Origin of the sequence: Nocardia sp. NBC_00416 (assembly GCF_036032445.1) — a bacterium.
GTDB lineage: Bacteria > Actinomycetota > Actinomycetes > Mycobacteriales > Mycobacteriaceae > Nocardia.
In genome coordinates, this window is the sequence record NZ_CP107932.1 from 6,523,788 (window position 1) to 6,549,642 (window position 25,855).

Annotated in this window: 21 protein-coding genes and 2 tRNA genes; 19 read left to right on the forward strand and 4 right to left on the reverse strand. The window is 67.5% G+C overall.

The window, feature by feature from the left end; all coding sequences use genetic code 11:
- Window positions 1-135 precede the first annotated feature (135 nt).
- A complete protein-coding gene (locus tag OG804_RS28360; protein ID WP_328391665.1) occupies window positions 136-783 on the forward strand; it encodes a mycothiol-dependent nitroreductase Rv2466c family protein in 648 nt (215 codons plus the stop codon).
- 48 nt (window positions 784-831) lie between these two features.
- Here the strand turns inward: OG804_RS28360 and OG804_RS28365 are convergent, their stop codons facing one another.
- The gene (locus tag OG804_RS28365) at window positions 832-1,887 is read right to left on the reverse strand and encodes a M48 family metallopeptidase (protein ID WP_442941653.1); all 1,056 of its coding nucleotides are present in this window, start codon (window positions 1,885-1,887) and stop codon (window positions 832-834) included.
- A gap of 76 nt (window positions 1,888-1,963) precedes the next feature.
- On the opposite strand from OG804_RS28365, the gene OG804_RS28370 reads away from it, so the two are divergent.
- Both OG804_RS28370 and OG804_RS28375 read left to right on the forward strand, forming a co-directional pair.
- Window positions 1,964-2,437 carry a ribose-5-phosphate isomerase gene (locus OG804_RS28370; protein WP_328391667.1) on the forward strand — a complete coding sequence of 158 codons (474 nt, stop codon included), beginning with the start codon at window positions 1,964-1,966 and terminating at the stop codon, window positions 2,435-2,437.
- A gap of 22 nt (window positions 2,438-2,459) precedes the next feature.
- Window positions 2,460-3,272, forward strand: a complete 813-nt coding sequence (locus OG804_RS28375; protein WP_328391669.1) for an Fpg/Nei family DNA glycosylase — start codon at window positions 2,460-2,462, stop codon at window positions 3,270-3,272.
- 10 nt (window positions 3,273-3,282) lie between these two features.
- On the opposite strand, the gene OG804_RS28380 is transcribed toward OG804_RS28375, so the two are convergent.
- On the reverse strand, window positions 3,283-4,248 hold the full coding sequence (locus OG804_RS28380) for a diguanylate cyclase domain-containing protein (protein WP_328391671.1): 966 nt from the start codon (window positions 4,246-4,248) through the stop codon (window positions 3,283-3,285).
- Between the two features lie 488 nt (window positions 4,249-4,736).
- Here OG804_RS28380 and OG804_RS28385 point away from each other — a divergent pair.
- A tRNA-Gly gene (locus OG804_RS28385) sits at window positions 4,737-4,810 on the forward strand.
- 31 nt (window positions 4,811-4,841) lie between these two features.
- Window positions 4,842-4,915 (forward strand) — tRNA-Pro (locus tag OG804_RS28390).
- A 42-nt stretch (window positions 4,916-4,957) separates the two neighbouring features.
- Here OG804_RS28390 and OG804_RS28395 read toward each other — a convergent pair.
- Window positions 4,958-5,737, reverse strand: coding sequence for a MerR family transcriptional regulator (locus OG804_RS28395; protein ID WP_328391673.1), 780 nt, complete (start codon window positions 5,735-5,737; stop codon window positions 4,958-4,960).
- Window positions 5,738-6,017: 280 nt separating this feature from the next.
- On the opposite strand from OG804_RS28395, the gene OG804_RS28400 reads away from it, so the two are divergent.
- From OG804_RS28400 to OG804_RS28440, 9 genes are all read left to right on the forward strand, one after another.
- On the forward strand, window positions 6,018-6,482 hold the full coding sequence (locus OG804_RS28400) for a hypothetical protein (RefSeq protein ID WP_328391675.1): 465 nt from the start codon (window positions 6,018-6,020) through the stop codon (window positions 6,480-6,482).
- A 43-nt stretch (window positions 6,483-6,525) separates the two neighbouring features.
- Window positions 6,526-7,419, forward strand: coding sequence for an ROK family protein (locus OG804_RS28405; RefSeq protein WP_328391677.1), 894 nt, complete (start codon window positions 6,526-6,528; stop codon window positions 7,417-7,419).
- A 407-nt stretch (window positions 7,420-7,826) separates the two neighbouring features.
- Window positions 7,827-8,945 (forward strand): GAF domain-containing protein, encoded by a 1,119-nt coding sequence (locus OG804_RS28410; protein WP_328391679.1) that lies wholly within the window; start codon window positions 7,827-7,829, stop codon window positions 8,943-8,945.
- Window positions 8,946-9,043: 98 nt separating this feature from the next.
- Entirely contained in the window at window positions 9,044-10,042 is a 999-nt protein-coding gene (locus OG804_RS28415) for a conjugal transfer protein (RefSeq protein ID WP_328391681.1), read from the forward strand.
- Between the two features lie 13 nt (window positions 10,043-10,055).
- On the forward strand, window positions 10,056-10,322 hold the full coding sequence (locus OG804_RS28420) for a hypothetical protein (protein ID WP_328391683.1): 267 nt from the start codon (window positions 10,056-10,058) through the stop codon (window positions 10,320-10,322).
- Window positions 10,323-10,327: 5 nt separating this feature from the next.
- Entirely contained in the window at window positions 10,328-10,906 is a 579-nt protein-coding gene (locus OG804_RS28425) for a hypothetical protein (RefSeq protein WP_328391685.1), read from the forward strand.
- Window positions 10,906-13,431, forward strand: a complete 2,526-nt coding sequence (locus OG804_RS28430) for an ATP-binding protein (RefSeq protein WP_328391687.1) — start codon at window positions 10,906-10,908, stop codon at window positions 13,429-13,431. Before OG804_RS28425 ends, OG804_RS28430 begins: the two co-directional genes overlap by 1 nt.
- Before the next feature lie 37 nt (window positions 13,432-13,468).
- Window positions 13,469-14,269 (forward strand): hypothetical protein, encoded by an 801-nt coding sequence (locus tag OG804_RS28435; protein WP_328391689.1) that lies wholly within the window; start codon window positions 13,469-13,471, stop codon window positions 14,267-14,269.
- Entirely contained in the window at window positions 14,266-15,717 is a 1,452-nt protein-coding gene (locus OG804_RS28440; protein ID WP_328391691.1) for a C40 family peptidase, read from the forward strand. The genes OG804_RS28435 and OG804_RS28440 overlap by 4 nt, the downstream gene beginning before the upstream one ends.
- A 61-nt stretch (window positions 15,718-15,778) precedes the next feature.
- Here the strand turns inward: OG804_RS28440 and OG804_RS28445 are convergent, their stop codons facing one another.
- Entirely contained in the window at window positions 15,779-18,094 is a 2,316-nt protein-coding gene (locus tag OG804_RS28445; protein ID WP_328391693.1) for a hypothetical protein, read from the reverse strand.
- Between the two features lie 416 nt (window positions 18,095-18,510).
- Between OG804_RS28445 and OG804_RS28450 the strand changes: the two genes are divergently transcribed.
- From OG804_RS28450 to OG804_RS28470, 5 genes are all read left to right on the forward strand, one after another.
- Window positions 18,511-20,727, forward strand: coding sequence for a hypothetical protein (locus OG804_RS28450; RefSeq protein WP_328391695.1), 2,217 nt, complete (start codon window positions 18,511-18,513; stop codon window positions 20,725-20,727).
- Between the two features lie 89 nt (window positions 20,728-20,816).
- On the forward strand, window positions 20,817-23,273 hold the full coding sequence (locus tag OG804_RS28455; RefSeq protein WP_328391697.1) for a hypothetical protein: 2,457 nt from the start codon (window positions 20,817-20,819) through the stop codon (window positions 23,271-23,273).
- 35 nt (window positions 23,274-23,308) lie between these two features.
- The gene (locus OG804_RS28460; protein WP_328391699.1) at window positions 23,309-24,790 is read left to right on the forward strand and encodes a PPE domain-containing protein; all 1,482 of its coding nucleotides are present in this window, start codon (window positions 23,309-23,311) and stop codon (window positions 24,788-24,790) included.
- The gene (locus tag OG804_RS28465; protein ID WP_328391701.1) at window positions 24,787-25,161 is read left to right on the forward strand and encodes a YbaB/EbfC family nucleoid-associated protein; all 375 of its coding nucleotides are present in this window, start codon (window positions 24,787-24,789) and stop codon (window positions 25,159-25,161) included. The genes OG804_RS28460 and OG804_RS28465 overlap by 4 nt, the downstream gene beginning before the upstream one ends.
- A complete protein-coding gene (locus tag OG804_RS28470) occupies window positions 25,158-25,850 on the forward strand; it encodes a hypothetical protein (RefSeq protein ID WP_328391703.1) in 693 nt (230 codons plus the stop codon). Before OG804_RS28465 ends, OG804_RS28470 begins: the two co-directional genes overlap by 4 nt.
- Window positions 25,851-25,855 lie beyond the last annotated feature (5 nt).

Sequence of the window (25,855 nt, forward strand, 5' to 3'; positions counted from 1 at the left end):
GGCCGCTCGGCCGCCGGAGCCGGTGTCGCACGGGCGCTCAGGACAACCGCGTGTGCGTATCGGCCCGGAACGGCGGCGCGGCGCGACCATGGCGGTGGGCGGCGCCCGCCGACGCCCTACGGAGAGGAACGATTCGTGACCGACTCGGCCCAGCAGAAAGACCTTGCCGAATTCTGGTTCGACCCACTGTGCCCGTGGTGCTGGATCACCTCCCGGTGGATCCTCGAGGTCGCCGAGGTCCGCGATATCGAGGCCCGTTTCCACGTCATGAGCCTGGCGGTGCTCAACGAGGGCCGCGACCTGCCACCGCAGTACGAAGCGCTCATGGCGAACGCCTGGGGGCCGGTGCGGGTGGCGATCGCGGCCGCGCAGCAGCACGGCGAGGAGATCCTGCCGTCGCTCTACACCGCGCTGGGCACCCGGTTCCACAACCGCCGGGCCGAGTTCGAACGAGAAGACGACGCCAAGGCCACGTCCGCCGCGATCGTCGCCGACGCGCTCGCCGAGATCGGGCTGCCGGCCGAACTGGCGGCGGCATCCGAGAGCGCCGACTACGACGAGGCCCTGCGCACCAGCCACCACGCGGGGATGGACAAGGTGGGGCCCGATGTCGGCACTCCGACCATCCATGTCAACGGTGTCGCGTTCTTCGGCCCGGTGCTCTCGCGTATTCCGCGCGGTGAGGAAGCGGGCAAATTGTGGGACGCCGTGGTGACGCTGGCCGCCTACCCGCACTTCTTCGAGCTCAAGCGCACCCGCGACGAGAATCCGGAATTCGACTGAGCGCCGTGGTTCCGGGTTCCCGCCGGGAATCCGGAACCACTCGGCGGATCAGAGCGGGGTCTTCGACAGGGCGACCGCTTCCCCACCCGGGCCGGGCGCGGGCGGGTGACCCGGCATCGGGCCGAACCGCGGCGGGACCGGATTCGGCCGCCAGAACAGCCTCCCGTGCCTGCTGCGATCGCGCAGCGCCCACATTCGCCAGGTCAGCACCGGATGCGACGACATGGCGTTGACCATCCAGACGAAGAAGCCGCGCTCCTGGGCCGCCCGGTCGGCCATCTCGTCGAATCCCACCACGGCGTTCAGGTACTTGCCGGCAGCCAGGGTGCCCATCGCCGCCGGTGCGCCCTGTGGCCGGTGGCAGTAACCGTGGTTATCGGCGGTGTACTCCTGCGAGCGGATCAGCGAGTTGCCCAGGATCGGCAGGAACGGCACCAGGAACATTCCGAGCTGCCGCCAATACGACGTGTGCCCCGCCGCGATGTGCCCGACCTCGTGCCCGATGATGAAGGCCAGCGCGTCGGGTTCCCGGGCAGCCCCGCTGATCTCGAACAGATCGCTGTACACCACCACATACCGCCGGAAACCGTGACCGGACGCGAAGGCATTGATCTGCCCGTTGCCCAGTACGACGTAGGCGTCCGGCGCACTGGCCATCCCGAACCGGGCCGCCGCTTCCTGCACCATCCGATACCCGTCGGGGAACTGTGACGGTGACATCTTCACCCCGTTCACCCGCTGTGACGAGAAGTTGATGCCACGGCCGAACCAGATCAGCAGCGGCGCCGCCACCAGGATGAGCACGTACTGGTTGACCGCGCCGAGGAACAGCAGCAGGAACGCCAGTACGTACGCGACCGTGGTGAGCAGGACGACCACCACCAGCAGCGGGATCTCCCAGCTGTGCCGGGCGGGCATACCGAACGGCGATAAACCCCGGGGCTCGTGCGGCGGAACCGGCGGCGCGGGATATCCGCCCGACATCGGAACCGGGGACGCGGGATGGTCGGTGAGCCACGGGTAGGGCCCGGGCTCCGGCGGATTCGCGGACCAGGCGGCGCCGGGGCCGGGTCCGGACGGCTGCTGAGGGTCGTGCGGCTGCATACCACGACTCTATGCAGTCCCGTGGTGACGCCGCCCGGCGTCACCGCCCGGTCGGGGGCCTGACAGAATCGCAGCCATGCGCGTATACCTCGGTGCCGATCACGCTGGTTTCGAACTGAAGAACGCCGTCAAGGACCATCTGAAGCAGGCCGGTCACGAGGTCGTCGACTGTGGCGCCCTGGTCTACGACGCGCTGGACGACTATCCCGCCTTCTGCATCGAGGCGGCCCGGCGTACCGTCGCCGACCCGGGCAGTCTGGGACTGGTGTTCGGGGGTAGCGGTAACGGCGAGCAGATCGCCGCCAACAAGGTCCCCGGCGCGCGGTGCGCCCTGGCCTGGAGCGTCGAAACCGCCCAGCTGGCGCGTCAGCACAACAACGCGCAGCTCATCGGTATCGGTGGCCGGATGCATTCCCGGGACGAGGCGCTGGCGATCGTCGACGCGTTCCTGGAGACCCCGTGGTCGGACGAGGAGCGCCACCAGCGGCGGATCGATATCCTCGCGACCTACGAGAAGACCGGCGAACCGCCCGCGCTGCCCGCCAACTGATCCATCGGCAGGCGGGGATCCGGTGCCGGAAGGTCATACCCTGCATCGTCTGGCCCGTCGGCACGAACAGCGACTGGCCGGCGCGGTGGTGCGGGCGTCGAGTCCGCAGGGAAAGTTCGAGGCGGGCGCCGCCCGGGTGGACGGGCGGATCCTGCTGCGGTCCGAGGCGTGGGGCAAACATCTGCTGCACGAATACGAGGGCGAGATCTTCGTCCATGTCCATCTCGGGTTGTACGGCACATTCACCGAATCGGAGCTGCCGATGCCCGAGCCGGTGGGGCAGGTGCGGATGCGACTCGCGGGAACCGGCCGCGACGGTGGCGGATTCGGCACCGATCTGCGTGGTCCCACTGCCTGTGAGGTCTTGACGCCGCCGGAGGTGACGGCGCTCGTCGCCCGCCTCGGCCCCGACCCGCTGCGGCCGGATGCCGACCCGGATCGGGCGTGGGAGCGGATCCGCCGTTCGCGGCGCACGATCGGGTCCCTGCTCCTGGATCAGCGGGCGATCGCCGGGGTCGGCAATGTCTACCGCGCGGAAGTGCTCTTCCGGCACGGGATCTCGCCGGACCGGCCGGGGCGCGAAGTCACCGCCGCCGAATGGTCGGCGTTGTGGGCCGATCTGGTCGACCTCATGCGGGTGGGTGTCCGTCGGGGAAAGATGCACGTGGTGCGGCCCGAACACGATCACGGCGCGCCGTCCTACGCCCCGGACCGGCCGCGCACATATGTCTATCGGCGGGCCGGCGAAGCATGCCGGTGCTGCGCCGAACCGGTGCGGCACACAGTGCTGGAGGGCCGGAACCTGTTCTGGTGCGCGCGGTGCCAGCCGGCCTGAGCCGTCCCGCTCAGCCGGCGACGGCCGCGTCGACGGCCTCGACGACGGTGGCGCAGGTCTCCGCCCCGGCATAGCGGTGCCCGCCGGCGGTTTTCGCCGAGTACATCGCCTGGTCGGCGCGGCGGAGCAGTTCCGCGAGTTCGCTGCGGTCTTCCGGCGGCGCGTAGGTTGTGCCGACACTGGCCGATACCGGTACCGGTCCGGCCGAGGACCATACGGAATCGTTCAGGGCGATCACGATGTCGTGGGCGAGTTCGGCCACCGAGTTGTCCGCCATACCGGCCGCCAGGACGAACTCGTCCCCGCCGTAGCGGCACACCACCGCTCCGGTCGGCGCCACCTCACGTAGCCGTTTCGCCAGCTCGACGAGTACCTCGTCGCCCACCGCGTGACCGTAGCTGTCATTGATCTGCTTGAACCGGTCCAGGTCCACCACCAGCAGGCCCACACCCCGCTCCGAGTGTTCGGCCATCATGCGCACCCGCTTGCGCAGCAGGGTGCGGTTGGCCAGCCCCGTCAGGGCGTCGTGGGTGGCCTCGTGCTCCAGCCGCTGCTGCAGCGCGGCGAATTCGCGGACCCGCTGCGTGGCTTCGTCGGAGAAGTTCTTCTTCTGCCGGGCCAGGGCCAGCTCCTGCAGTGCCTGGGCGTAGCTGTCGATGGCCTGACTGGCTACCAGCGGCCACTGCGTAGCCACCAGCGATCCGCGTGGACCGGCCGGAAATCCCAGCAGGGTCCGCGTCACCAGTGCCAGCATCCGTACCTGGTGCAGCGGCTCGGCGCAGAGCCGGGCCCCGAGCCGGCGCGCGGCACGGATCGGAAAGGGATCGGAAATGGTGAGGTCGAGTAGTTGTTCGAGGATTTCGACGAGAACGGGTTCGATCTCCGCCGCGGTGATATCCGCGTCGTATTGCGCACCGGCGGCCAACGCCCATTCCCGGGCGGTGGAACGTACCGGTGGCCGACTCTCAGCGGTCATGGCGACCCACCGACGACGGTGGAGCCGGCACCGCGGGCATCGGCCCACGGTGTGTACGCCGGGCTGGGCCGGCTCTGTCGCACTGCTGTGCGGATGGTCCACCTTGTCGGGTGCACGCCACCGCCCCCTTTCCAGATACCCCGTCCGGCAAGAAGATCGTAGCAAGATGGTGGAGCCCGACGACCTGCGTTCTGCAACAAGTTCTCGGGCCCCGGAACAACAGCAATCCCTGGCCTATCGTCGCGAATCTTTCTGCGTTACACAGTTTTGGCGAAAGATCCGATGACTCTTCCCTGCCGGTCCGGCGGCGCGTCCTCGACCCGGGCCCGGGGTCGCTGCGGCCGGCGGGTCGATATCGGTCGCGCCGCCGGCGGCCGCGGCGGCGGGTACCGACCCGCGCGCGGGGGCTGATTGGCGAAAACAAACCGGGATTGGGTAGAGTCGCTGTGCACACGACATCGTGGCGATCCCATCGGTGCCGTATGCATGCGGGTGTAGTTCAATGGTAGAACCTCAGCCTTCCAAGCTGATGGTGCGGGTTCGATTCCCGTCACCCGCTCCAGACCGGTAATTCTCCCCTTCGGGGGCCAGTACGGGGTGTGGCGCAGCTTGGTAGCGCACCCGCTTTGGGAGCGGGTGGTCGCAGGTTCAAATCCTGTCACCCCGACAGTCGTTCTCGCGGACGTTGCGGAGTCGACCGCGTCCGGCCTCATATATGAGAGCGTGTCGGTTGTTTCCCATTGGTGGCTGCCGCACTCTGCTGCCCGGGACGGGGACGGGCGATCTCCACCTCCGGTGTGGGGAGTTCGGCACGCCGGCCGAAAGCCTGGTCGACCAGTTCGGAGGCGGCCCGCGTGACGATGAGCCGGGCGATGGCCAGATCGGTTTCCAGTTTGGTGCGGTCCTTGGGGTTTCGTTCGGACTGCTCGTAGGACTGGCCGGCCAGTACGTAGAAGATCTCGGCCGCGTAGCGGTCGGCGATGCGGTCGCAGTCCGCGCGCAGTCGTTCCACCATGTGGAAGGTGGCGGCGGCGGGCAGACCTGCGTCGGAGAGCCGGGTGGCCAGATCGCTGCAGCGCGGATTGGTGACCCGGTAGACGTCGAAGGGGTCGTCGCTGGCGGCCAGCGCCTGCTGGAGGTAGTCGGGTAGTTCGTGGACCGGTTCTTCCGGCTCGGGTTGCGGCGGGCCGGACGGAGCCGGCCGAGAGACGCTCATGGTCTGGTCGGTGACGCCGAGGACATCCCCGAGCCCGTCGCCGCGGTCCCAGGCGGAGAGCAGCTCCCGGATGCCGTTCAGTTTCATCCCGCGGCCGAGCAAGCGGCTGATGGTCTGCAACCGATTGAGGTGGTCCGACCCGTAGTAACCGATCCGACCACGGACATCGGGCGAGGGCAGCAGCCCACGCTCGTGGTACACGCGGACGCTGCGCACGGTGGTCTCGGCAGCCCGCGCCAGCTCGTCGATCGTGTACTCGGATTCGCCAGCCATACCTATAGGAAACCATAATCAGGCCCGTAGATAAACGGTCCGTAACTAAACGAACCGCTGAGCAGCGGCTAGAAGATGTGAAAAACATGTCAACGTCCCGTTACTTAACGGCATGAGGCCTTGCCTAGAGGGCCGGTCGTGCTTTAACGTGCGTGATGCAGCTGACATTCAGCTGGTTTCCGGGGACTGTTGAGCAGCCCTGACGATCCGCCCGACCAACGGGACACGTACCGGTTCCACCGGCGTGCCCTCGGCAGTTCCGGAGACGGCCATGAGCGCAATGCGAATTCGTACCCTGAGCGTGGTTCCATCCCGCGCCACCACTCCTGCCCGGCCGCCCGCGCCGGCGCTGCCCGCGCCCGCGAAATCGGCGCAGCGGCCCCCGTGCGCCGAGGTGCCCGACAGCTGGGATCTGGATTCCGGCACGCCGGAGGCTTGGCATTCAGCAGTGCGCATTTGCTATGGATGCCCGCTCTTCGAGCAGTGCGACCGGCTGGCGCAGACACTCATCGCGCGCGGCGATGCTCCGCGCGCCATGATCTGGGCGGGCGTCGCCTACGACAACTCGGGCAACATCATCGAGAACCTCGATCGTCACCGCACGGTGCCGATCGACCACAAACGCCCGATGCGCATCATCCGCAACGGCCCGCGTCCGACGCACGGCGCAGCGGTCGCCGGTGCGCCCAAACGACATATCGTGCTGGGGCGCCCGCTCCAGCCGACCGAATCCGCCGCGGTCTGACTATGCTGCGGGGGCAAATGCGGATCTAACTCTGGTGGTGTAGATGACAATCCTGGCGTTGGAGATCGGTCCGACCCGGTTCGCCGCGATCGAGATCGCCGACGACGTCGGGTCCGATCAACTCCAGCAGATACCGGTTCCGCAGACCGGCGCGTGGGACCAGTTGCGCGAGTTGGCGCTCGGTATCGCCGCGGGCCGTGAGGTCGCCGCAGTCGGGATCGCTTCCAGCGGTCCCATCGATATGTCGGCCGGAGTGGTGGCGCCCCAGGAGATCGGGGAATGGCAGGTCGGCTTCCCGCTGGTGGAGTCGATAGAGCAGCTGTTTCCGGCTGCGTCGGTGGCGCTGGCTCTCGACGGGGTGTGTCTGTCGCTGGCCGAAAGGCATTTCGGCGGCACCACCGAAGTCATGGACTCGCTGTCGATATATGTCGGGGAAACCATTGTCGGCGGCGTCATGGTCGGTGGGTTCGCGGTGGTCGGGCGTACCGGCAATGCCGGCCAGATCGGTCACGTGCTGGTCCCGGGCTATGACGACCCCTGCCCGTGTGGCGGTCGCGGCTGTCTGGAGGCGGTGGCCGGTGGTGCGGCACTGACGAAATGGGCCCGGGGCCAGGGCTGGGGCGGGAATTCGGTCGAAGCCCTGGCTGCCGACGCGCAGGCGGGGGACCGGATCGCGGTGTCGGCGCTCGAACGCGCCGGAACAGCGCTGGGCCGGGCCATCGCTTCGGTCGCGGCACTGCTGGATTTCGACCGGGCCGTGATCGGTGGTCCGATCGCCGCCCCGGGATCGGCGATATGGAAGCCGCTGCAGAATGCGATCGCGCTACACGCGCGGTTGCCGGTTCTGACGGGATTGCGCGCGGTGCCCTCGGATCTCGAGGATCTGGGCCTGCTCGCCGGCGCCGGCGTTATCGCGCTGATCTCGCAGGAAGGCTGAGCTCCGGCGGTTCTGTCCGGGCTTCCCCGCCCTCCGCCCGGCGCGCGGAGGGCGCCTGTTCCGATCGTCATCGGATGATTTGCCAAGGATTAGCGATATCACTTCGCGCGCTCGGTGGCCGGTCGGCGCAGGGGTGATACCCGGTGCCGGTCGCGGATCCGGGACCCGAATCGGTCGTGTTGCCAATGATTTCCGTAGAATCACCCTGCCGGGTCGTTCCGGACTCGGTCAACGGGGGTTTCCGTGGCGCCGGGTTGCCGAGGCGATTGTTCGCGTTTCGCTCAGAGTCCACTGTTGAACGTACCGCTGCGCAACGGTACATTATGTTCTGCGGCCGTTGTCTCGTTTGAGGCATACGCCGCGCAACGGTAGGACGCAGGCGATGAGAGGGCGCAGTGATCCCCTGGGTGACGGTCGAAACTTTGGCGCCGGAAGGATTCTCGGTCGCTTCGGTCGGGGATTCCGCCCGTGAGTTCGCCGACTGGCGGCGCGTGCTGCAGCGACAGCTGGCCCGTACGCCGGCACTGTACGACGGTCTGAGCACCGGCGAGATCACCGAGGCTCTCCGCACCTCCATCGAGGGTTCGGTCGACGTGGACAAAACCGTCGCGACCCGGTCGGGTCCGCACCGGTTGATGGTGCGTCCCGTATTCGGTCCGGGCGGCGAGGTGCACGCGGTGCGCTGGTGGGCCGGACCGGAGAAAGGGCCGGTCCCGCCGTTGCCCGCGGCGGTCGGGGTGATCTGGGACCTGGACAGTCAGACCCTGGCGCAGCCCAGCGGAATCACCACACTGTCGGGTATCGCGCCCGAGGAATACGTACCGCGGATGTCCATCGCGGAATTCTTCCACCGGGTCTCGGCCTTCGACCGGCACGCGGAAGTGCTGGATCTGCTCTACCGCCCCGTACCCGGCGACAAGCTCCAGTTCGAGGTCTCCGTGCTGCGTACCGCCGGCCGCGCCACCCGCTGGCGGATCACGGTGCGAGCGCGCGACGACGAATACTTACGCGGCGCCTGGTGGCTCATAGAGGACATCACCTCCGAGAACGATCCGGCGGTCTGGCCGACGCTGGAGAGCGTCGGACTGCGGGAGGCGCACCGGCGGGCGGGCAATCATCTCGCGGTCGTACAACTCGCCCACACCAGCATCTCCCACTGGCTCACCGACCCGGCGCCCTGGATCCGGTGGGACTACCTGTTCCGCCCGGTCGATGTCTTCCACCCCGATGATCGGGTCCGGTTGGTGGAACTCGGCTCCCGGGTCCGCGGCGGGGACAGCGCCGGGGTGACGGTGCGGGCATTGAACTATGGCGGCGGCTACACGCAGACCTCGTTGTTGATGTATCCCTACCCCGGGTTCTCCAACCGGGAGCTGGCCATCGCGCAACTGGTGCGGGTGGCCGACGATATCCCCATGGTGGAGCCGGAGCCGACGGATCTGGCGGCGCCCGGGGCGCCGATCGGATACGACGATCAGCTCCGGTACCGGCTGGCGGGGCGGTTGCGGCACAGCGCCGTATCCTGATCGGCTCGATCACTTAGCCGCCCTCCGGACCCTTGATTCCCCACATATGGGAAGGGATCTCGGTCCCGTGGTCCGGGCCGCTCTTTACCATTTCCAGAGTGAGGACTGGGGCGGCTGGACGTGCGGATTCGGGCGAAGCACTGCTTCGTCAGATGGCCGCGCGACGCCGCCGGGACAATATCCTCGTGCTCGTCCTCGCGGTCCTCGCGGTCTTGGGCGGGGGGCACGCCGTCTTCAGCTTCTTCGCCTCCGATCCCCAACCTCCGGGCGACGAGTCGATGGTGACCATCAGCGGACACGAGCGCCTGGCCGGTTCGTTCGCCGAAGATTTCGTGGTCGCGTACCTGAGTGCCGGTTCCGGCCAGCAGGACGCGCTGGGGCGCTATGTCGACGGGACACGACAGATCTCGTTGCCCAAGACCGGACAGCCGGTCAGCGATCCGATCGTTGTGTACACGACCCGCACGCTCACGGCCGGGACCGTGGAGGTCTGGTCGGTCACCGTCTCCGTGCGTCTCGGACGCAGCCAGACCGATACGACGCGGCACTACTTCCGAGTGCCGGTCTCGGTGTCGGCGGGAACGCTGCGCGCGCTGACCCTGCCCGCCGCGGTGGCGCCGCCGGGTGTCGGGGCCGATCTGGCGCAGGCCTATTCGGCGCCCTGCGGCGAGGAGACCGCGTTCACCCAGGTGGCCACCGGATTCCTCACCGCCTACCTGAGCGGATCGGGTGATGTGGCGCGATACGTGACCGTCGATTCCGGGATCGCGGCGCTGCACCCGGCGCCGTTCACGGAACTCACCGCCGTGAGTGTCACCGCCGAGGACTCCGCCTGCGGCGCCGCGGGCAACGACGCGCGTGTACTGGCCACTGTGACCCCCAAGGGTCAGTTGGGGGCGGCGCCACCGCTGGCCTATCCGCTGACCATGGTCCGCGGCGAGGGGCAGTGGCAGGTACGAGCGATCGAAACGCTGCCGGCTCTGAAGGAACCGCTCAGCGCCGTCGCACCGCAGGGGGAGAAATCCGATCCTGCGACCGGTGCCACCACCGGTACCCCGACCCCGACCGTGCAGATTCCGCCGGCGACCCAGAACTGATGAGGCGACCACCATGGGCAATATCAGCAATATCCTCTACGGCATACTCGTCTTCGTCCGCTGGGCGGGCCTGATCCTCATCACCATCGTGTCGATGGGGGTGATGATCTCGGAGGCAGCGAAGTCCAAGCTGTCCCCGGCCAAGGTCCTCGGCGTCGCGGGGTCGGCGATCCTGGCGGCGGTACTGTTCTGGATGCTGCCGACGCTGGTGAACTACGCCCGCGCCGACGCGAACACGATCGTGCCGGATCACCCTGTCGGAGGCGGTTACGGCGGGTGAATCAGGTGATCAAGGTCTTCACGCCGGTCAAACGCGTCCCCACCATGATCGGCAAGGCCCAGAACGGCCAGAAGTTGCCGTTCGGGCCCTACACCTTGCCTCAGGTGGCGGGGGTCGCGGTGGGTTTGATCATCACCGGCGCCGGCGCGATGACCTTGCCGATGAACCCGGCGGTCACCTTCCTGGTCGGGTTGGCGCTGACCGTGCTGATCGGATTCGGGCTCGGCCTGATCCCTTACACCGGGGTGCGACTGTTCTCCCGGGTGGTGTGGTTCGGGCGGTTGATCTTCCGTCCGAAACCGGCACTCGCCTCCGGTATGCCGGTTACGCCGGAGTCGGCCAGGGTCACCATGTTCGTCGAGGAGACGGTGGTGGCGATCCTGCCGCACGAACCGCTCGCCACCGAGTCCGGAAAAGGGCGCGGCGACCGGGCGCAGGGACGTGGTGGTCAACTGCTCGAACTGTTGGGCACGAACCGATTCCTGCGGCCGGTGGAGGCAGTGGAACCCGCTACTCCGTCGTCGGGTTGGCGGGCGATGGCCAACGGCAACGGGAGTCGGTCGAAGAGCGGAGAGGGACGCTGATGGGGTTCAACCGGGATCTACAGCCGACGGCCGCGATTCGCGGGCATCTGCAGTTCACCCACACCGGACTGGTGACCGCGACGTATTTCATCACGCCGCTCGGCTACGGCCTGCGGAAAGCGAGCGACAAGTTCGACGTCAAGCTCGCGCACCATTCCCTGATCAACAATCTGCCCAACGGCTCGCTGCTGCTGGGGATCCAGGCCCGGCAGAACACGATCGATGTGCTGAGCAAGATGGTCGAGGGCGTCGACCTCGACGAATGCGGCGATTACGCCGACGAGGTCTTCGCCTCCTACGAACGGGTGCGCGCCATCTCGCCGCAGACCCGTATCTTCCTGCTCTCGATACCGGTGGGCACCGCCAACACCGGCGGGATCTCGGCACTCTCGCGGATGTGGCGGGGCAGCACCACCACCATCGACGCCACGGCCATCTCACGCGCCGAACTCGACGCCTACGAGGAAGAAGCGAACCAGATCCTGTCCCGCATCGGCGGTGATTTCGATCCGGTGCCGGTACCGGCCGCCATGTTCCAGTGGCTGTGGGAGCACTATCTGGCGCGTGGAGCGGTCGGCGACCCGGTGGCGCCCACCCGCGCCGGCGCCCTGGACGACGCGACGGCGGCGGTGTTCAAATCGGCCGCCCTGGACGAAGGCGCGCGCGCCGACGCGCAACGCAAACTGCGTCCCTCGTTCGTCCCGGTGATCAAGGTCGTGCAGCCCGACACCGGTTACCGGCCCTCGTACCAGGCGATGCTCACCCCGCGCTCGTTCCCGTACGCGGGCATGATGTTTCCCGGCGGCAGCGAATTCCTGAGCGTGATCGACAGCCTCGGCGACGTGTCCGTCGACTGGGGAATGCGGATCTCCACCAAACCCGCCGATCAGGTGCTCAAAGCCAACGAGGTGAACCTGCGGCGGCTCGGCGAACAGATGGACCAGCGTGATCAAGAGATCTCGTTCGCGCAGAACACGCTCATGTCCAAGGCGCAGATGCTGGGCGAGTACAACCAGCATTTCGAGGTGAACGGCGGCGAAGCGGAGGTCTCCTTCACCACGGTGATCGCCGTCGGCGGCCCCTCGCGGGACGAGACCATGGACGCGGTGAACACCCTGCGCCGCCGGTACAAACGCTTCCAGGTGGAGATGGCCACACCGATCGGCGCGCAGGTGGATCTGTGGTCGCTGCTGGTGCCGGGCAGTCCGCCGCGTCGCGCGTTCGACGATTTCGCCCATATCGTGCCTTCCGATATGTGGGCCGGATTCGTGCCGTTCACCACCAGCCAGATCGGTGACGACAGTGGTCCGGTCATCGGCATCAACCTGCTGTCGGGCCATTTCGAGCCGATCCATTTCGGGATCATGGAAGCGGCGCTGCACGATCTGTCCGCCTCGTTCGCGGTGACCGGCGAACTGGGTTCGGGTAAATCGTATTTCCTGAAACTCATGGCTGTGCTCGTGCACGATATGGGCGGGCAGTTCCTGGCCATCGACCGCAGTCAGGTCGGGGAATGGGAGCATTTCGCTTCGGCCATCGACGACGCGGTGATCATCGATCTCGCCGATCCCTCGGTATCCCTGGACCCGCTGCGCCTGTTCGACCCCCGCGTCGCCGGGGAACGTGCCCTGGACTCCGTGCTGCCGCTACTGGATCTGTCGCCCACGTCGGGAACCGGCGCGGTCATCAGCAACCTCCTGTCGCCGCGGGGGATCGCCCAACACGGGATCACCAGTCTGCTGGACCTGTACCGGGTGGTCTGCCGGTTGCGCGACGAACCCGGGTCGATGGAGGAGTACTCGGATCTCGCCGCCCGGCTGGGCACCATCGTGGAGCGAGTTCCGGTGCTCTTCGACCCGAACCTGAAGCCGATCCGGCTGGACGCCGCGGCCACGGTGGTCCGCAGCCACCGGCTGGCGCTGCCGACCGCCGAAGAGCTCACCACCCCGCACCTGTACAACAGGCTGCCCTTGACCAAGCGGCTCGGCACCGCGCTGTACGAACTGGTCGGGGTGACGGCGCGGGAGGCGTTCCTCTCCGATAACGGTCGCTTCGGGCTGCTCGTGGGCGACGAGGCGCACCATTTCACGCAGACGCAGGTCGGTTCCGCGGTGACTTCGGACTTCAGCCGCGACGGACGTAAACACCTCGCGGCGATCGGGTTGGCCTCCCATGATCCGGCCACCGACTTCCAGGGCGCGGCGCACAATCTGATTCCGAACCGCTTCGTGTTCCGCCAGCGGGACGAGACCCTGGCCCGGAACAGTCTGGAATGGCTCGGCGTGGATCTCGAGGAGGCGCCGTTCCTGTTGCAAGCACTGCGTGAGGAGACCTCACCGCCGGTGGGCGCGGGCCGGCAGGTCCCCGAGGAGCGGCGCGGCGAGATGTTCATGCGGGACGCGCTGAGCCGGATCGGGCGGGGCAAGGTGCTGGGTCCCGCCCGGGCCGACCGGGCAGAAGCGATCACCAGTACTCCGACGGCCGTCTCCAGGACCGAACGCAAGGAGCCGGAGGTGGTGCGGTGAGCAGGGCGCGCGGCCGGCAGGTGAATCGACTCCGGTCATGCCGAACAGAACACTGATCGTGCTGCTCGTGTGCGCGGCGCTGTGCTGCTGCTGCGGCGGCGGCCTGGTATCCGCTGTGCTATCGCCACTCGGGGAGATCACCTCACTGGGCTCGTCCGACCTACAGCGACAATGCAATATCGCGATCGGATCGCCGACGGACACGACTACGCCCACCGCGACCCCTGCCACCACCACCGCCACACCGAGCCCGGAGTCGGTCTCGCCCTCGCCTCGTCCGACTGCCAACCCCTACGCGGCGTCGACGGCCCCGGACGCCACCGGCCGTCACAGGGCGTGTGTGGCGGCCATGAATGTGGCGCCCTACCAGGATCAGGATTCGCCGCTGCGACAGGCGAACACCGGTCGTGCCGTGGCCTGTGCAGCCGATATCGCGCAGCGCTATCCCGACGTCGGCGGTACGGCGGATACGGCGGTGTACCTGCGGGACGTGATCTACAGTGCCTCGGCCGTAGTGGGAACCGGGCAGTGCGTGCCGACCCGGGCTCCCCAGTGGGTCGCCGAGGGGAATTGCGGTGACCCCAGGAAACGGGTGCCCGCGGTGGTCCTTCCCATGACTATCCGGGAGCAGGGATATTGCGGGCTGCAGGTGGACCCTTCCGTCGCGTCACCCGGTGACCTGGTGTTCTGGGATTTCCACGACAACGGCGCGACGCGGGCCGGTATCGCGTTGGGGCCCCACGAGTTGGTCACCGCGGAGGGCGGGAAGTTCGTGCGGCTGAGCATGCCCGAGGGTGTCGAGGTCTACATCAAGCGGGTACTCGGGGAGGTTACGTGACCAGCGCGGAAGTCGGCCCCTATTCGGTGATGGCCGAGGGCGAGGGTGAGGACCCGGTCGACGGTGCGCCCGCGGTCGAGACACCGTGGACCCCTGGGGAACGCCGCCGTTGGGGCGGCGGAAGCAACAACGGTTCTGCTCCGGGCTCGCCGGGATCTCCGACCGGTCAGGGGGCGCCGAACGCGACGACGAGTCCCGTCTCCAATCTCACCTCGGCGCCCGCAGCCGCGCCGCCGCCGGGCTCGGCGATCTCCGCCGGCCCAGCTGTTCCGGTAGCCGCTGCCGCGCCGCCCCCCGCCGGGGCGGTCGCCGCACCCGCGCCTGCGCAGCCCACCGCCCAACCTCCGCCTGCCCCGCCGCCCGCCGCCGCGGAAGACCGGCCCGAGCCCGAACCTCTCGTCGACCCCGAGATGCTCCAGCAGATGGCGCCCATGGCGCTGATGGCCGGCACCGCGCTGTTGCCGATGATCGGTTCGGCCCTGTCGGGTCTGCTGGGTGGGGGCGGGGGCGGGTCCGGCGCCGCCGCCCCCGAGGCCGCGGCCGACGCCGCCGGCATGGCGCCCGACTCCGAGCGCGCCATGAAGGTGCTGAAACTGCTCGAGGCGATGTACGGCGAGGGGGAGCCGAAAGACCCCGAGGTCAAGGAACTCCGCGAGAAGATCGGCGGGTCACAGGCTCTCGGCGCGGGCGACGGGCCCGCGATGATCAAAGCGAAACGTATGTATCAGGCCACCTCGGCCAACGCTTTCAACAACTTGGACAAGCAGCTCTACACCTATATCACGGGGCTGGCGGGGTCGAACAAGGTCGACCAGGACGCGGTGCGCAAACTGCTGAAGAGCGTGAACGGGGCCTTGGCCGAGCTCGGGCCGATGGCGTATACGAAAGAGGGACAGCAGAAGGTCCGCAAGATCCTGACGGCGGCGTTGCAGGCGGCGCACAAGATCGTGTCGGGCGGGACCGACAATGCGGGCGACACCGCGTCGGCGATCAACCAGCTGACCAATCAGTACCTGTACAACCTCCTGGGCAAGGAACTGCCCGGCGGCGTGAAGTTCGACAACGCGGTCTCGACGACCAAAGGCGGCTCGGAGCGAGCACAGTTCGCCCTCAAGACGGCGCTCGCCCAGATCGGCGACCCCTACGTCTGGGGCGCGGAGGGTCCGAACAGCTTCGACTGCTCCGGGCTGACGCAGTACGCGGCCAAGAAAGCGGGTGTGAACATCCCGCGCGTCGCCGACGCCCAGTTCAACCAGCTGCCCAAGGTGAGTCCCGGCGATATCCAGCCGGGCGATCTGATCTTCCCGGCCACCAGTTACAAGAACGGGCAGATGGGGCACGTGATGATGTACGTCGGCAACGGCCAATGCGTGCACGCGCCGAGAACCGGTCAAGACGTGAAGATCACCAGTCTGCCCAAGAGTTACGCGGCACGCCGCTTCGCGTGACCGATGTGCTGTGGCCGGTCGGGACCGGCCACAGCACATCGTGTTGTCCACTACCTGCGGATCACGAATCCCAGGGGTCGAGGCCGGCCGCCGGATCCAGGTGATCGAGATTGGCCACCCGTGTGGACCACCGGGCCAGCTCGCGCCGGGTCATCTCCGTGGGGTTGTCGTAGTAGTCCACGGCCGCTTGCCGGAACGACCCCGCCACTTCGCTGGCGATCGACCAACGGGTATTGCGCCCGACGTCGTTCCATTCGCCCGGCGAGATCGAGGTGCGCAGCGCCGTATCCGAATCCCAATTCTGCCGGACACGGTGTATGAAAGCGTGATCGATCGTGCCGCCCGGCGGCGGTGCGCTGGTATGCCGGGCGAAGTTCTCCGCCGCGACGACGGCCTGCGCGGCGAACGCCCGCTGGGTCGTCACCGTATCGGTCGGTCGCAGATGGTTCTCGACGGCACGGGACGCGGCGATGGCCTTCTGCAGTGGCGCCCAGCCGAAGGGGTTCGTCGACATACTCGCCTTCATGGCCGACTGCGCCCGGAGTACCTGATGGACCTGTTCGTCGGGAGTTCCGCCGGCTCGCAGCACGGAGGCCAGGTAGCTGTCGGGGACACGGCTGTCGCCGAGACCGTCGAGGGCGTTCGCGATGCCGAGCGCCGCGGACAGGCCGCCGTACGGATCGGACCGGGCCTGTGCTTTGCGCATCCAGTTCGCCCGTCCGAGCGCGGACCAGCGGTAGGTTTCCTCGCGGGATCCGGCAGTGGCGATATTGGCCAGATCCGAACGCCGCTTTCCACGTGCCAGCGGATTCAGCGGGTTCGGGGTGGCTGCCATGAGCCAACCGGTGATCGGTGAGCTGTTGACGGTATTGAGAGCGGCGATCGTGGCCAGACCGCTCAGACCGCCGCCGCCGCCACCACCGCCGCCGCCGCCGCCGGGACCCATCCCCAGCGCTCTGCCACCGCCACCGCCGCCGCCACCGCCGCCGCCACCGTTGCCCTGGATGGCCGTCGAGAAGCGGTTCGCGATCCAGTCGTTGCCGCGAGACAGACTGCTGTTGAGTCGCCGGACCTGCGAGATCGCGACGATCTCCACCACACAGGCGATGACGATCACCGACATCACCTGGCCGCGTGCTTCGTTGAACAGGTTCCCCATGAACAGCACATAGATGCCGAGGAAGACGATGAACGCGGTCATTCGCGCGGCCGCCACGAAAGTGTCGACGATATTGCGCACCAGGAAGGTCTGGGTGGGCCCGTAGACGAAACCTCCGGCGGCGAAGCCCAAGATGGTCATGAACCCGTGATAGATGGCGTTCAGGGCCGCTTTCATCACCTTCAGCGCGAGATAGATCGCGAAGGCGAGCAGCAGGGTGGCGCAGACCAGGAGGATCAGGCCGGTGCCGACCTGCCCCATGGTGGGCGTGGAGGCTTTGGCGTAGGCGGCGCCGTTGCCGCAGTCGCGCATCCCCTCGCGGATATTGCCGTCGTTGCCGGCCAATACCCCGGAAGTCCACGCGGACTCGCAGGCCGGATAGTTGTCGACGATCTGGCCGAAGTTCCAGACCTGCACGGGTTTCCGGGCGAAGTTATCGGACAGGTCGTGCTGCATCACGGTGACCAGTTGGGTCGGGTTCGGGTTGTTGTCGCCGGTGAGGCCCGCCGCTACGGCGATTCCGACATCGCGCCCCTGAGTGAGCAATCCGTCCGAGGACAGCACATCGGAGAGCGGTTCGGCGAGAAAGATCGGACCGAGAACCGCCACGCCCAGCATGGTGATCACCTGCATGACCGCTTTGCTCGGGAATCCTCGCGCGATGAACCACGCTACGAAGAACGCGCCGATGGTCGAGGCGGTGATCAGCACCATCGGGGTGGCGACCTGGCGGACCAACGCGTCGGCGACACCGGTGAGCGCATTGCCGAACATATCGAGCCAGACGAAACTGAAGGCGAAGCCGATGATCCAGATGGCCGTGGTCACGATGGCCATATAGCCGACGAATTCGAGGCTGATCAGCGTCCACAGCACGGTGTTGCCGGGATTGAATATTCCGCCCTTGTCGGTGGAGAAAACGTAGCTCGACAGTGGAACACCATTGGAGTCACGCACGTTCATCCAGCTCAGACCGTCGATCTGGGAGACGCCGCTACTGGTCTGCGCGGTGGCCACCGCGCCCAGCACCCCGGGGAACACGACCAGGACCAAGACGATCACGACGGACCACAACAGCCGGCGACGCCAGGGATTGCGGTCGAGCCAGGCCTTGCTCCGGGCTATCAGGGTGTCCGGGTAATAGCGCAGCGCGTCGAAATCGCGTGTCCGTCGCGTGGCGGGTCGAGTGCCTTCCGACAGCGGGGTGGCAGTGGTCATACAGCGGTCACCGCCGAACACTCGAGGCGCCGGTTCGGCTGTGGGGCGGCGGAATCGCGGCCGAGCGGTCCCGCGAGTACGCGGGACCGGGCCGGGGCGTCTACCGTCGTTTCGCCTCGCGGATAACGCAGGTTCATCGACTGTTTCCTCCTGCGGCGCTGTCCGGCCCTCGGGTGACCTTGGGGGGCAGTGGTGTTCGTGCACGTCAGTCTACGACCGGGGACTTCGATAATGACCTGTTCGGCCAGGTCAGCGCTTCCCCCTACTGGGAATCCAACACAATGGGTGGGGTCAGGAAGGAGTCACGCGCATGGTCGGCTGCCCGTGCCCGGTGCCTCGTGTCCGCCGGGGTATGGCCGCTTGCGGGACGCGCGGCGTGCAAAATCCGGCTCCTGTAGTCCCAGGTAGGTGAGGCCGTGGGGTTCTGGGGCGGCGTAGGCGACTTCTTCGGCGAGTACGGCGACGATATCCTGGTCGGCGCGGTCAGCGTCGCGGGTTTCGCGGTGGGCGGTCCGATCGGCGCCGCGGTGGCCGGCGCGGTGGCCGGCGGTATCGCCGCCGGGGTCCAGGGCGAGAACATCGCGATGGGAATCGGCTTCGGCGCATTGGGTGGTATCGGCGGCGGTGTCGGTGGTTGGGGGGTGCGAGGCATGGTCCGCGCGGGCGGGTCGATAGCGGAGGCACGGATCGCTACCACCGCGGCCAGGGCGGCGGGCGGAAAGGCCGCCAAGGAAGCCGAAAAACTCGCTCTGAACAAGGCGAAGATGGGCTGGCTCCCACGGCAGATCGGTGGCGCGCATCTGAAGCCCGGCAGGGCCTATTTCGGTCTGTTGAGTTCGGCGGCCGGCCCGGCTATGGGTAGTGGTCTACAGGACTCGTTCCGCAGGAACGTCATCGGCTACCCCTCGATACCGGTGATCGATATCAGCGAAGAGATCTCGGATTGGCCCGAGGATATGCAGCACGTCTATATGCCCGACCCGAACCAGATGCCCCACGGTCTCGAGTTCACCACGCCCATGCAGCAGAATTACAAAACATTGCCGCCCCTGTACCAGGGTCTCCGGGAGAGTTTCGGGAAAGAGTCCGCGGAAGATGTGCTGCCGGAGGAATTGGACGTCAGTGATATCTCGGGCGAGGAAGCCGCCGGGATTCCCAGCTATACCGAGCGTGTCGCCGCATTGCGCGAGCAGTACAGCCGAATTCGGTCGCTGTCCGGTCTGGTGGTGAACGCGGTGGAGAAGTCCGGTGATCTGTGTGATGCGGGCCTGGCCGAATTCGACGGCTCCATCGACGCCCTGAAGGAGTTCGCCGAAGCCGACCCGCGCGATCTCGAGCGGATCAAAGAACAGTTGGACACGTACAAGGAAAAGCCGAGTGAGGTCACCGGTGTTCCGGCCTTGGCTTTCGACCCCGCCGTGCTGGGCGGTGGAGGGAACGAAGACGCGTACGCCATGGTCCTCGTCGAGTCCGCGATGGCGGTCGCCGAGGGAATCATCACCGCCTACGGTCAAGCCTTCCAGGAACTCGCCGCGCAGACCGACGAGCAGGGGGCGCAGGCGCCGACCGGCGAGGAAAAAGAGAAAGAAAAAGGGACGGGCGATAAAACCACCGAGCCCGGCTCGGACGACGAGGATCCCACCTTCGGGTCGGGAACACCGAGGACGCCGACGGCCGACGATTCCCAGCCCGGCTCGGGCCTGGAAACGCAGGCGCCGCCGGCGCTGGACCTGACCGGCAAGGACTCTTCGACCGCCGATACCGGTTCCGGTTCCGGACTCGACTCGACCGGGGGAGGCGGGGGTGTGGACACCGGCGGGTCGACGCCGGCGGGTCTCGATCCCGGAACGGTGAACACTCCTGCCCTCACCACCCCGGCGATCGGCGGCTCCGGGATGGGCTCGGGCCTGGAATCGATGATGCTGCCGCAGCTCATGCAGGCCATGATGATGAACGGCCGCAATACCGGACGGGGCGAGGACAAGCGCCGGAACCGTCGGGAGCGGGAGGAAGACCGGCAGGACAGCGGCACGGTGGCGGCAGTGGCGCCCGGGACCGCGACTACGGGCGCGCCGCCCCCCGCCCAATCGGCCGGCCAGGCCCCGGCTCCCGCCAAGGCGGTCGCCCCGCCGGTCAAGCCGACCGCGCCACCGCCGCCCGCCACCGCGGCGGCGGCCAAGACTCCGGAGGGCAATATGGTGTACACCTTCCCCGACGGCCGGACGCAAGAGGTGTCGGCCGTCGTCGCGCGGGTGCTGGACGCGGCATTCGGCAATGCCGCGAACACCGATGCGCGAAAGGCTTATGAAGGGACCCCGGCCGCCTGGACCGAGGCGAAGCGAATCGGTGCGCGGGTCGATCCGTACCAGTTGATGACCGGTGATATCGGCGTCTGGGAGGCACGGAATGCCGTGCTGGTCGTATTCGACGAGGCCGCTGACGGGCAGCTCGAAGCGGTGGTCGACGGCGCGCTGCAGGCGGTGACCTCGCTGGCCGAAATGCGTGACGGCGCTGGAGAATTCGGAGGATTCACCGGATTCTTCCATCCGCCGGGAATCGAGAAGGCGGCGACCGCGCCGTCGGCCGCTCCCGCCGAGCTGTCCACCGAACAGTCCGCGACCGTACCCGCATAGGAGGAGGATCCATGAGTTGGGCCGGATTTGCCGTCGATGCTGTCATCGGAGTGGGCGTCAGTCGTGTTGTGCCGGGATTCGGAGGGGCCGTGCTCGGCGGTGCGGCCGGTGGCTTCGCGGCGGCCGCGATCGACGGGGACGGGTGGACCGACCTCGCGACAGGCACTGTCGTCGGGGCTGCGGGCGGTGCCGTTTTTCACGGTGTGGGCGCCGTTGCGCAGAGATCGGTGAGCAAGCTCGCGGGCCGTTCGTCGACGAATCTGATGAATGCGAAGAAGCCGAAGCTGAATTATGCCAGTAAAAAACAGGCCCTCCAAAGAAACGAGGCCGCCCGAGATACCGCAAAAAGGGGTCTCGACAAAGCAAATAAGCGCTTCAAGAATTCTGTAGGTACAAAGCAATTGGTTAAAAGAAGGGATGCAAGAGACACAGCCAAAGATACGCTCAAAGATGCTAAAGATGCGGTTAATAAAGCCCAAAAGGCCAAGAATAAGGCCCAGATCAAAGCCAAAGCCGCGAAAGGGGATCTGGCAAAAGCCAAGAATAAGGACAAATGGTGGCAGCGAGCCAACAAGCAGTTCGGCGCCGACGGCTGGAAGGCGGATCTAGGGCACAATTGGGCCCGATCCGGCCTGACCGGGATGGGTGCGGCGTTGTTCCCGCTCGGGTACTTCTCGTACAAGAACCGGGCGCAAGGGGGGCAAGGGGATGGGGCTCAGCCGGAGGGCGAGCCGCAGACACCGCTGTCGTGGGACGGGCTGGCTCCCGCCACCGCGGAGGGGGTGATGTGGCAGCCCCCGTTCGTCATGGACGAGGCAGTGCCGACGGACGGCGCGACAATGGGGTTCCTGCTGCGGCCGCGGGATCTGCACCCCACCTTGGTCGACTGGTACGGGTCGGAAGGTGATTCCTTCGCCCAGACACTGGTCGACACCGATGTGATGTCCGGTGATCCGGATTTGAAGACACCACTGACGTTGCCGAAGATTCCGACGTTGCCCGAGAGCAGCGGGCTGGGGGTAGGGGTCGCCGGCGCTGCGTACAAGGAGGCCAGGTCGGGGTTCGAGACTTCGGCGAAGGAACTGGGCGATCAACAGGACCTTGTCGCCGCGATGTCCGAAACGACGGTCCCCGAGATCCAGAAGATCCTCAAGGAGAAAAACGCGGGTCTCATAGCCGGCGTGAACGAGGCGATGTTGGGCATTCCCGATGCATCCGAGACGAATTTCCTCACTTTCCTCGCTCAGGCACTCGGTGAATCGGCCCAAAACCTGAACGATGCTGTATTGGCCAATGATTCGGCAGCCAAGGACATCGACGCTGCCGCCGCCGAGGCCGACAAGAAGGCCGCACAGGATCTGGACAGTTCGGTCGACAGTTTCGCGAACGGCCTGAACGACCCGAGCCTGATGCCCGACTCTTCGCGGATCGGCGAGAATCTCCCCTCGTGGCTGCAAGATCTCACCACCGGCGATACCGGCGCAGTCGACCCGGCGACCTCGGGTCTGCGGGATTCCCTCGACCAAATCCAAGATCCGGCCAAGGACTCGTTGCAGAACCCGAGCGACTCGGCGAGCACCATTCCCGCGGCCTACAATCCGGGCGCGTCTCAACTCGGGGGGACGGGCGCGATGGGGGGAATGGGCAGCCAGCTCGGCAGCCTGATGAGCTCGATGCTCCCGATGATGATGCAGCAGGCGGCCATGCGGAATATGCAGGACAGCGATCTGGCGGGCCGGGTGAACGATATCGACCCCGCGCGCTACGACCGGGCCCTCGCGCCGACCATGCCGCAGACGCAGCCCGCGCCGACGACACCGTGGTCCAACCAGGCCGCGGCGGCCGCGACCCCGGCGACGCCGGCGCAACCCGCGCACAACCAGACCGGCGCTCCTTCCGGCGCCACCTCGACCCAGTCCGGCGCGGGACTGCCCAACCGGGTGGCCGGGGCCGACGGCCTGGTGCCGTACCCGTTCCCGGACGGCCGGACCCAGCGGGTGCCGCTCGCGGTGGCGCAGGCGCTGGACAAGGCATTCGCGAACAAGAGCGGCACCGACGCTCAGGCCGCCTACCAGGGCACCGCCGGCGCCTGGACCGATCCGAAGGATATCGGGCCGGCGGTCGACCCGTTCCAGCTCGCCACCGGCGATGTCGCCACCTGGACGCGGGCGAAGCCGAAGGACGGGGCGCAGGCTCCGGAGCCGAAACAAGCTCAGGCCGCGGTCGGCGTCAGCGCGGGTGGCTCCGCCGAGGGTGATCAGAAGCCGCAGGACAAACCGGACACCGGGTCGAGCGGCGAACCGCAGTACCGGACCGCGCTGCTGGTCGCCTTCGGCGAAGGCGAGAGTGGGACCCTGGAAGCCTTGGTGAACGGCGAATTGCAGCAGTACGCGCCGGAGCTGGCCGACGCCGACGGCCAGTTCGGCGATTTCGCGGGCTTCAAACATCCGAAGGGCGTCGAGGCCGGCGGGGACAAGGGGCAGGACAGCAACGCCGGTGTCTCGGCGGACCAGGGCGTCGACGTACCGGCGATGGTTCCGGCCTAGCGGATGCGAGGGTGAACGGTGGAGAGGAGTGAGGCATGCCGCTGAATGTCGATCTCGGTGAGCTGGTGTCGGTGGCCGGGCGGTCCGCGGACCTGGCGCGCGTCACGGGCGCGGCCATGCCGCGTGAATGGGTGCTGCCCGCCGGGGCGGATCCGATTTCCGCCCAGGCGGTCCCGCAGTTGAACTCCCAGGCCGCCGCGCTGTTCAACGCGACCGTCGGAGTGCTGAACAAGATCCAGCACGACGCCCACCGTATCGGCCAGGCGGCGGCCGAATACGCGGCCGTGGACGACGACGGCGCGAAACTGATCAACGGGTCGGGCGGGGAACTGGTGGACAATCCGGTACCCGCTATGGAGCAGGTGGGCTACCGGCGGGTACCGCCGGGGCTCGGCAATATGCCCGTCACCACCGGTGATCCGCTGACCTTCGCGCGGCAGCTGCAGAGCGGCCCCGGCCCCGAACCTGCCCACCGGTTCGCCGATTCGATCCGGCTGTTCAACGCCAGTTCCCGGACCCAGGCTGCCGGTGATATGGATCAGGCGGGTTCGATCCTGCAGAATTGGAGCCCGGTGGGCTCGGAGGTCGCCCAGCGATTCGCGACCTATCGCGGCTGGATGGACCATTTGGGGGACGCGATGGAGAAGTTGGCGCAGGGCGCCGATTCCTATGGCAACGCGTTCGCCCGGGTGAAGGCGAAACATCCGACCCCGGAGGAGATCCTGGCGTCCCGGAAGAAGATGCTGGCGGCGGCTCGATCGAAGAACCAGGCAGCGCTGGCCGCCGCGACCGCGGAATACAACGAGTTGAATGTGCGCTCGGGCGAAGCCGCCGGTTCCTACGCCACCGAAACCGGTACGAGTATCGCGGATTCGTCGCAGAGTACGGGAGCGGCATCGCAGACCGGGGCCGCCGAATCCGGTGGTTCGGGCGATATGCTCTCGCAGATGCTGCCCATGCTGATGAGCATGATGCAGCTCGGCGGCAACGGTCTGTCCCCGACCGAGGACATCTCCGACGATTCTTTCGACGATTACTACGACGACTACGGTCTCCAGGATTATTCGGTCCCTTCCTTCGGCAGCCCGGGCGGCGGATCGCCGTCCATGCCCAGCGGCGGCGGGATTCCCAGCCCGTCTCAGGTGCAGACCCTGTCGGCATCGACGTCTATGCCGTTGACCGCGGCGAACACCGGCGGCAGTGTGGGCGCCGCGCCCCGAGTGCCGGTTGGCGAAGCCACGGCGGGCGGTACCGCCGGAACAGCAGGCCGCGGTGCCACATCGGGGATGCCGTACATGCCCATGGCGCCGGGTATGGGCGGCGCCGGGGGCGGTGGCGGCGGTGGCGGCGATCGCAACCGGGTCGTCGCCTGGCATCCCGACCGGCTGATGTACGTCGACGACACTCCGCATACCGAACCCGTCATCGGGGAACGGCCCACCATCGCGCCCACGGTCACGCAACCGACCCCGGCGCCGGCCAATCAGGCCCCGACCCGCTCCGGAGGTAGTGCATGACCATCCATCCCGATGTGCAGGCCGCGCTCGACGCCGCCCGCCAACTGCGGCATCGCATCGCCGATATGCGCGAGCGCATCGACGATGTCCGCGCCCGGCGGCCCTCACCCTCCGGCACGGTGATCCCGGAGGTGGACGCGATGGGGCGACTCACGAGTCTGTATCTGGCGCCCGGCACTACCGACCGGTTCACGAGTCCGGAGCTGGTCGCCGAGATCATGGCCGCGATCCGGGAGAGCACCCAGGACGCCGCCCGGCAGTACCAGGGGATCATGGAGACCGTGATCACCGAGAACGCGGAGGCCGATTCCGATACCGACAGCGAGGCCGAAGGGCGTGAGCCGGCCGGTGTCGGCGAGGTGGTGCGATGAGCGGTCCGGAGACCCTCGACGCGGATTCGGCCGACGATTCGGTATCGGCCGCCGACGCCATCGGCTGGCTGCACGAGGAGGGGTTGGCCCGGCTGGCCACACTCGGCACGGGCTCGCCCAACCCGGCGGTGGCGTTCGCCGTCGATGTGGCGACCGGGATAGTCACCAAATATCCCGCCGCCAACGGCGGTATCGGGGCCGATTCGAGCACGCTCGCCGCGGACGATCTTCCGGCGCCGACGGGCGGGCCCAATCGACTCGTGATCGTCGGGGTCACCGGGAGTGATCAGGTGCTCGTGGTGGACCTCGCCGGGTCGCTGGTGATCGGGATCAACGGCGACCGTCCCGAACTGGCCGCCCGGTCCTGGGTGAGCCAGCTGCTGCTGAACCCCGAGATCACCGTCACCACCAACAACCCGAACGTCGCGATCGGGAACAGCCCGCGCTGCCGTAAGAGTTTCATCCCCGGCGGCGGCGGTTCGATCGTCAGCGTGGACGACGGAAATCCCCCGGTGACAACCGTATCGATGAACTCGGATGTGGAGAGCTCCGACTACCTCGACCTGATCGATGACGGCACGGGTGAGATGTATCTGGGCGCGCGTGTCTGGCCGCTGCGGCTGGTGCTGACCATCGGCGACGCGCCGTGGTCGGCGTTGTCGGATGCTTTGGCCGCGAACGCCCTATAGAACTT

Bases quoted from the DNA above. Each gene is read 5' to 3' on its own strand.
- OG804_RS28365 (WP_442941653.1), bottom strand. From the start codon at position 1,887: ATGCAGCCGCACGACCCTCAGCAGCCGTCCGGACCCGGCCCCGGCGCC.
- OG804_RS28370 (WP_328391667.1), top strand. From the start codon at position 1,964: ATGCGCGTATACCTCGGTGCCGATCACGCTGGTTTCGAACTGAAGAAC.
- OG804_RS28380 (WP_328391671.1), bottom strand. From the start codon at position 4,248: ATGACCGCTGAGAGTCGGCCACCGGTACGTTCCACCGCCCGGGAATGG.
- OG804_RS28395 (WP_328391673.1), bottom strand. From the start codon at position 5,737: ATGGCTGGCGAATCCGAGTACACGATCGACGAGCTGGCGCGGGCTGCC.
- OG804_RS28400 (WP_328391675.1), top strand. From the start codon at position 6,018: ATGCGAATTCGTACCCTGAGCGTGGTTCCATCCCGCGCCACCACTCCT.
- OG804_RS28405 (WP_328391677.1), top strand. From the start codon at position 6,526: ATGACAATCCTGGCGTTGGAGATCGGTCCGACCCGGTTCGCCGCGATC.
- OG804_RS28420 (WP_328391683.1), top strand. From the start codon at position 10,056: ATGGGCAATATCAGCAATATCCTCTACGGCATACTCGTCTTCGTCCGC.
- OG804_RS28430 (WP_328391687.1), top strand. From the start codon at position 10,906: ATGGGGTTCAACCGGGATCTACAGCCGACGGCCGCGATTCGCGGGCAT.
- OG804_RS28435 (WP_328391689.1), top strand. From the start codon at position 13,469: ATGCCGAACAGAACACTGATCGTGCTGCTCGTGTGCGCGGCGCTGTGC.
- OG804_RS28445 (WP_328391693.1), bottom strand. From the start codon at position 18,094: ATGACCACTGCCACCCCGCTGTCGGAAGGCACTCGACCCGCCACGCGA.
- OG804_RS28460 (WP_328391699.1), top strand. From the start codon at position 23,309: ATGCCGCTGAATGTCGATCTCGGTGAGCTGGTGTCGGTGGCCGGGCGG.
- OG804_RS28465 (WP_328391701.1), top strand. From the start codon at position 24,787: ATGACCATCCATCCCGATGTGCAGGCCGCGCTCGACGCCGCCCGCCAA.
- OG804_RS28470 (WP_328391703.1), top strand. From the start codon at position 25,158: ATGAGCGGTCCGGAGACCCTCGACGCGGATTCGGCCGACGATTCGGTA.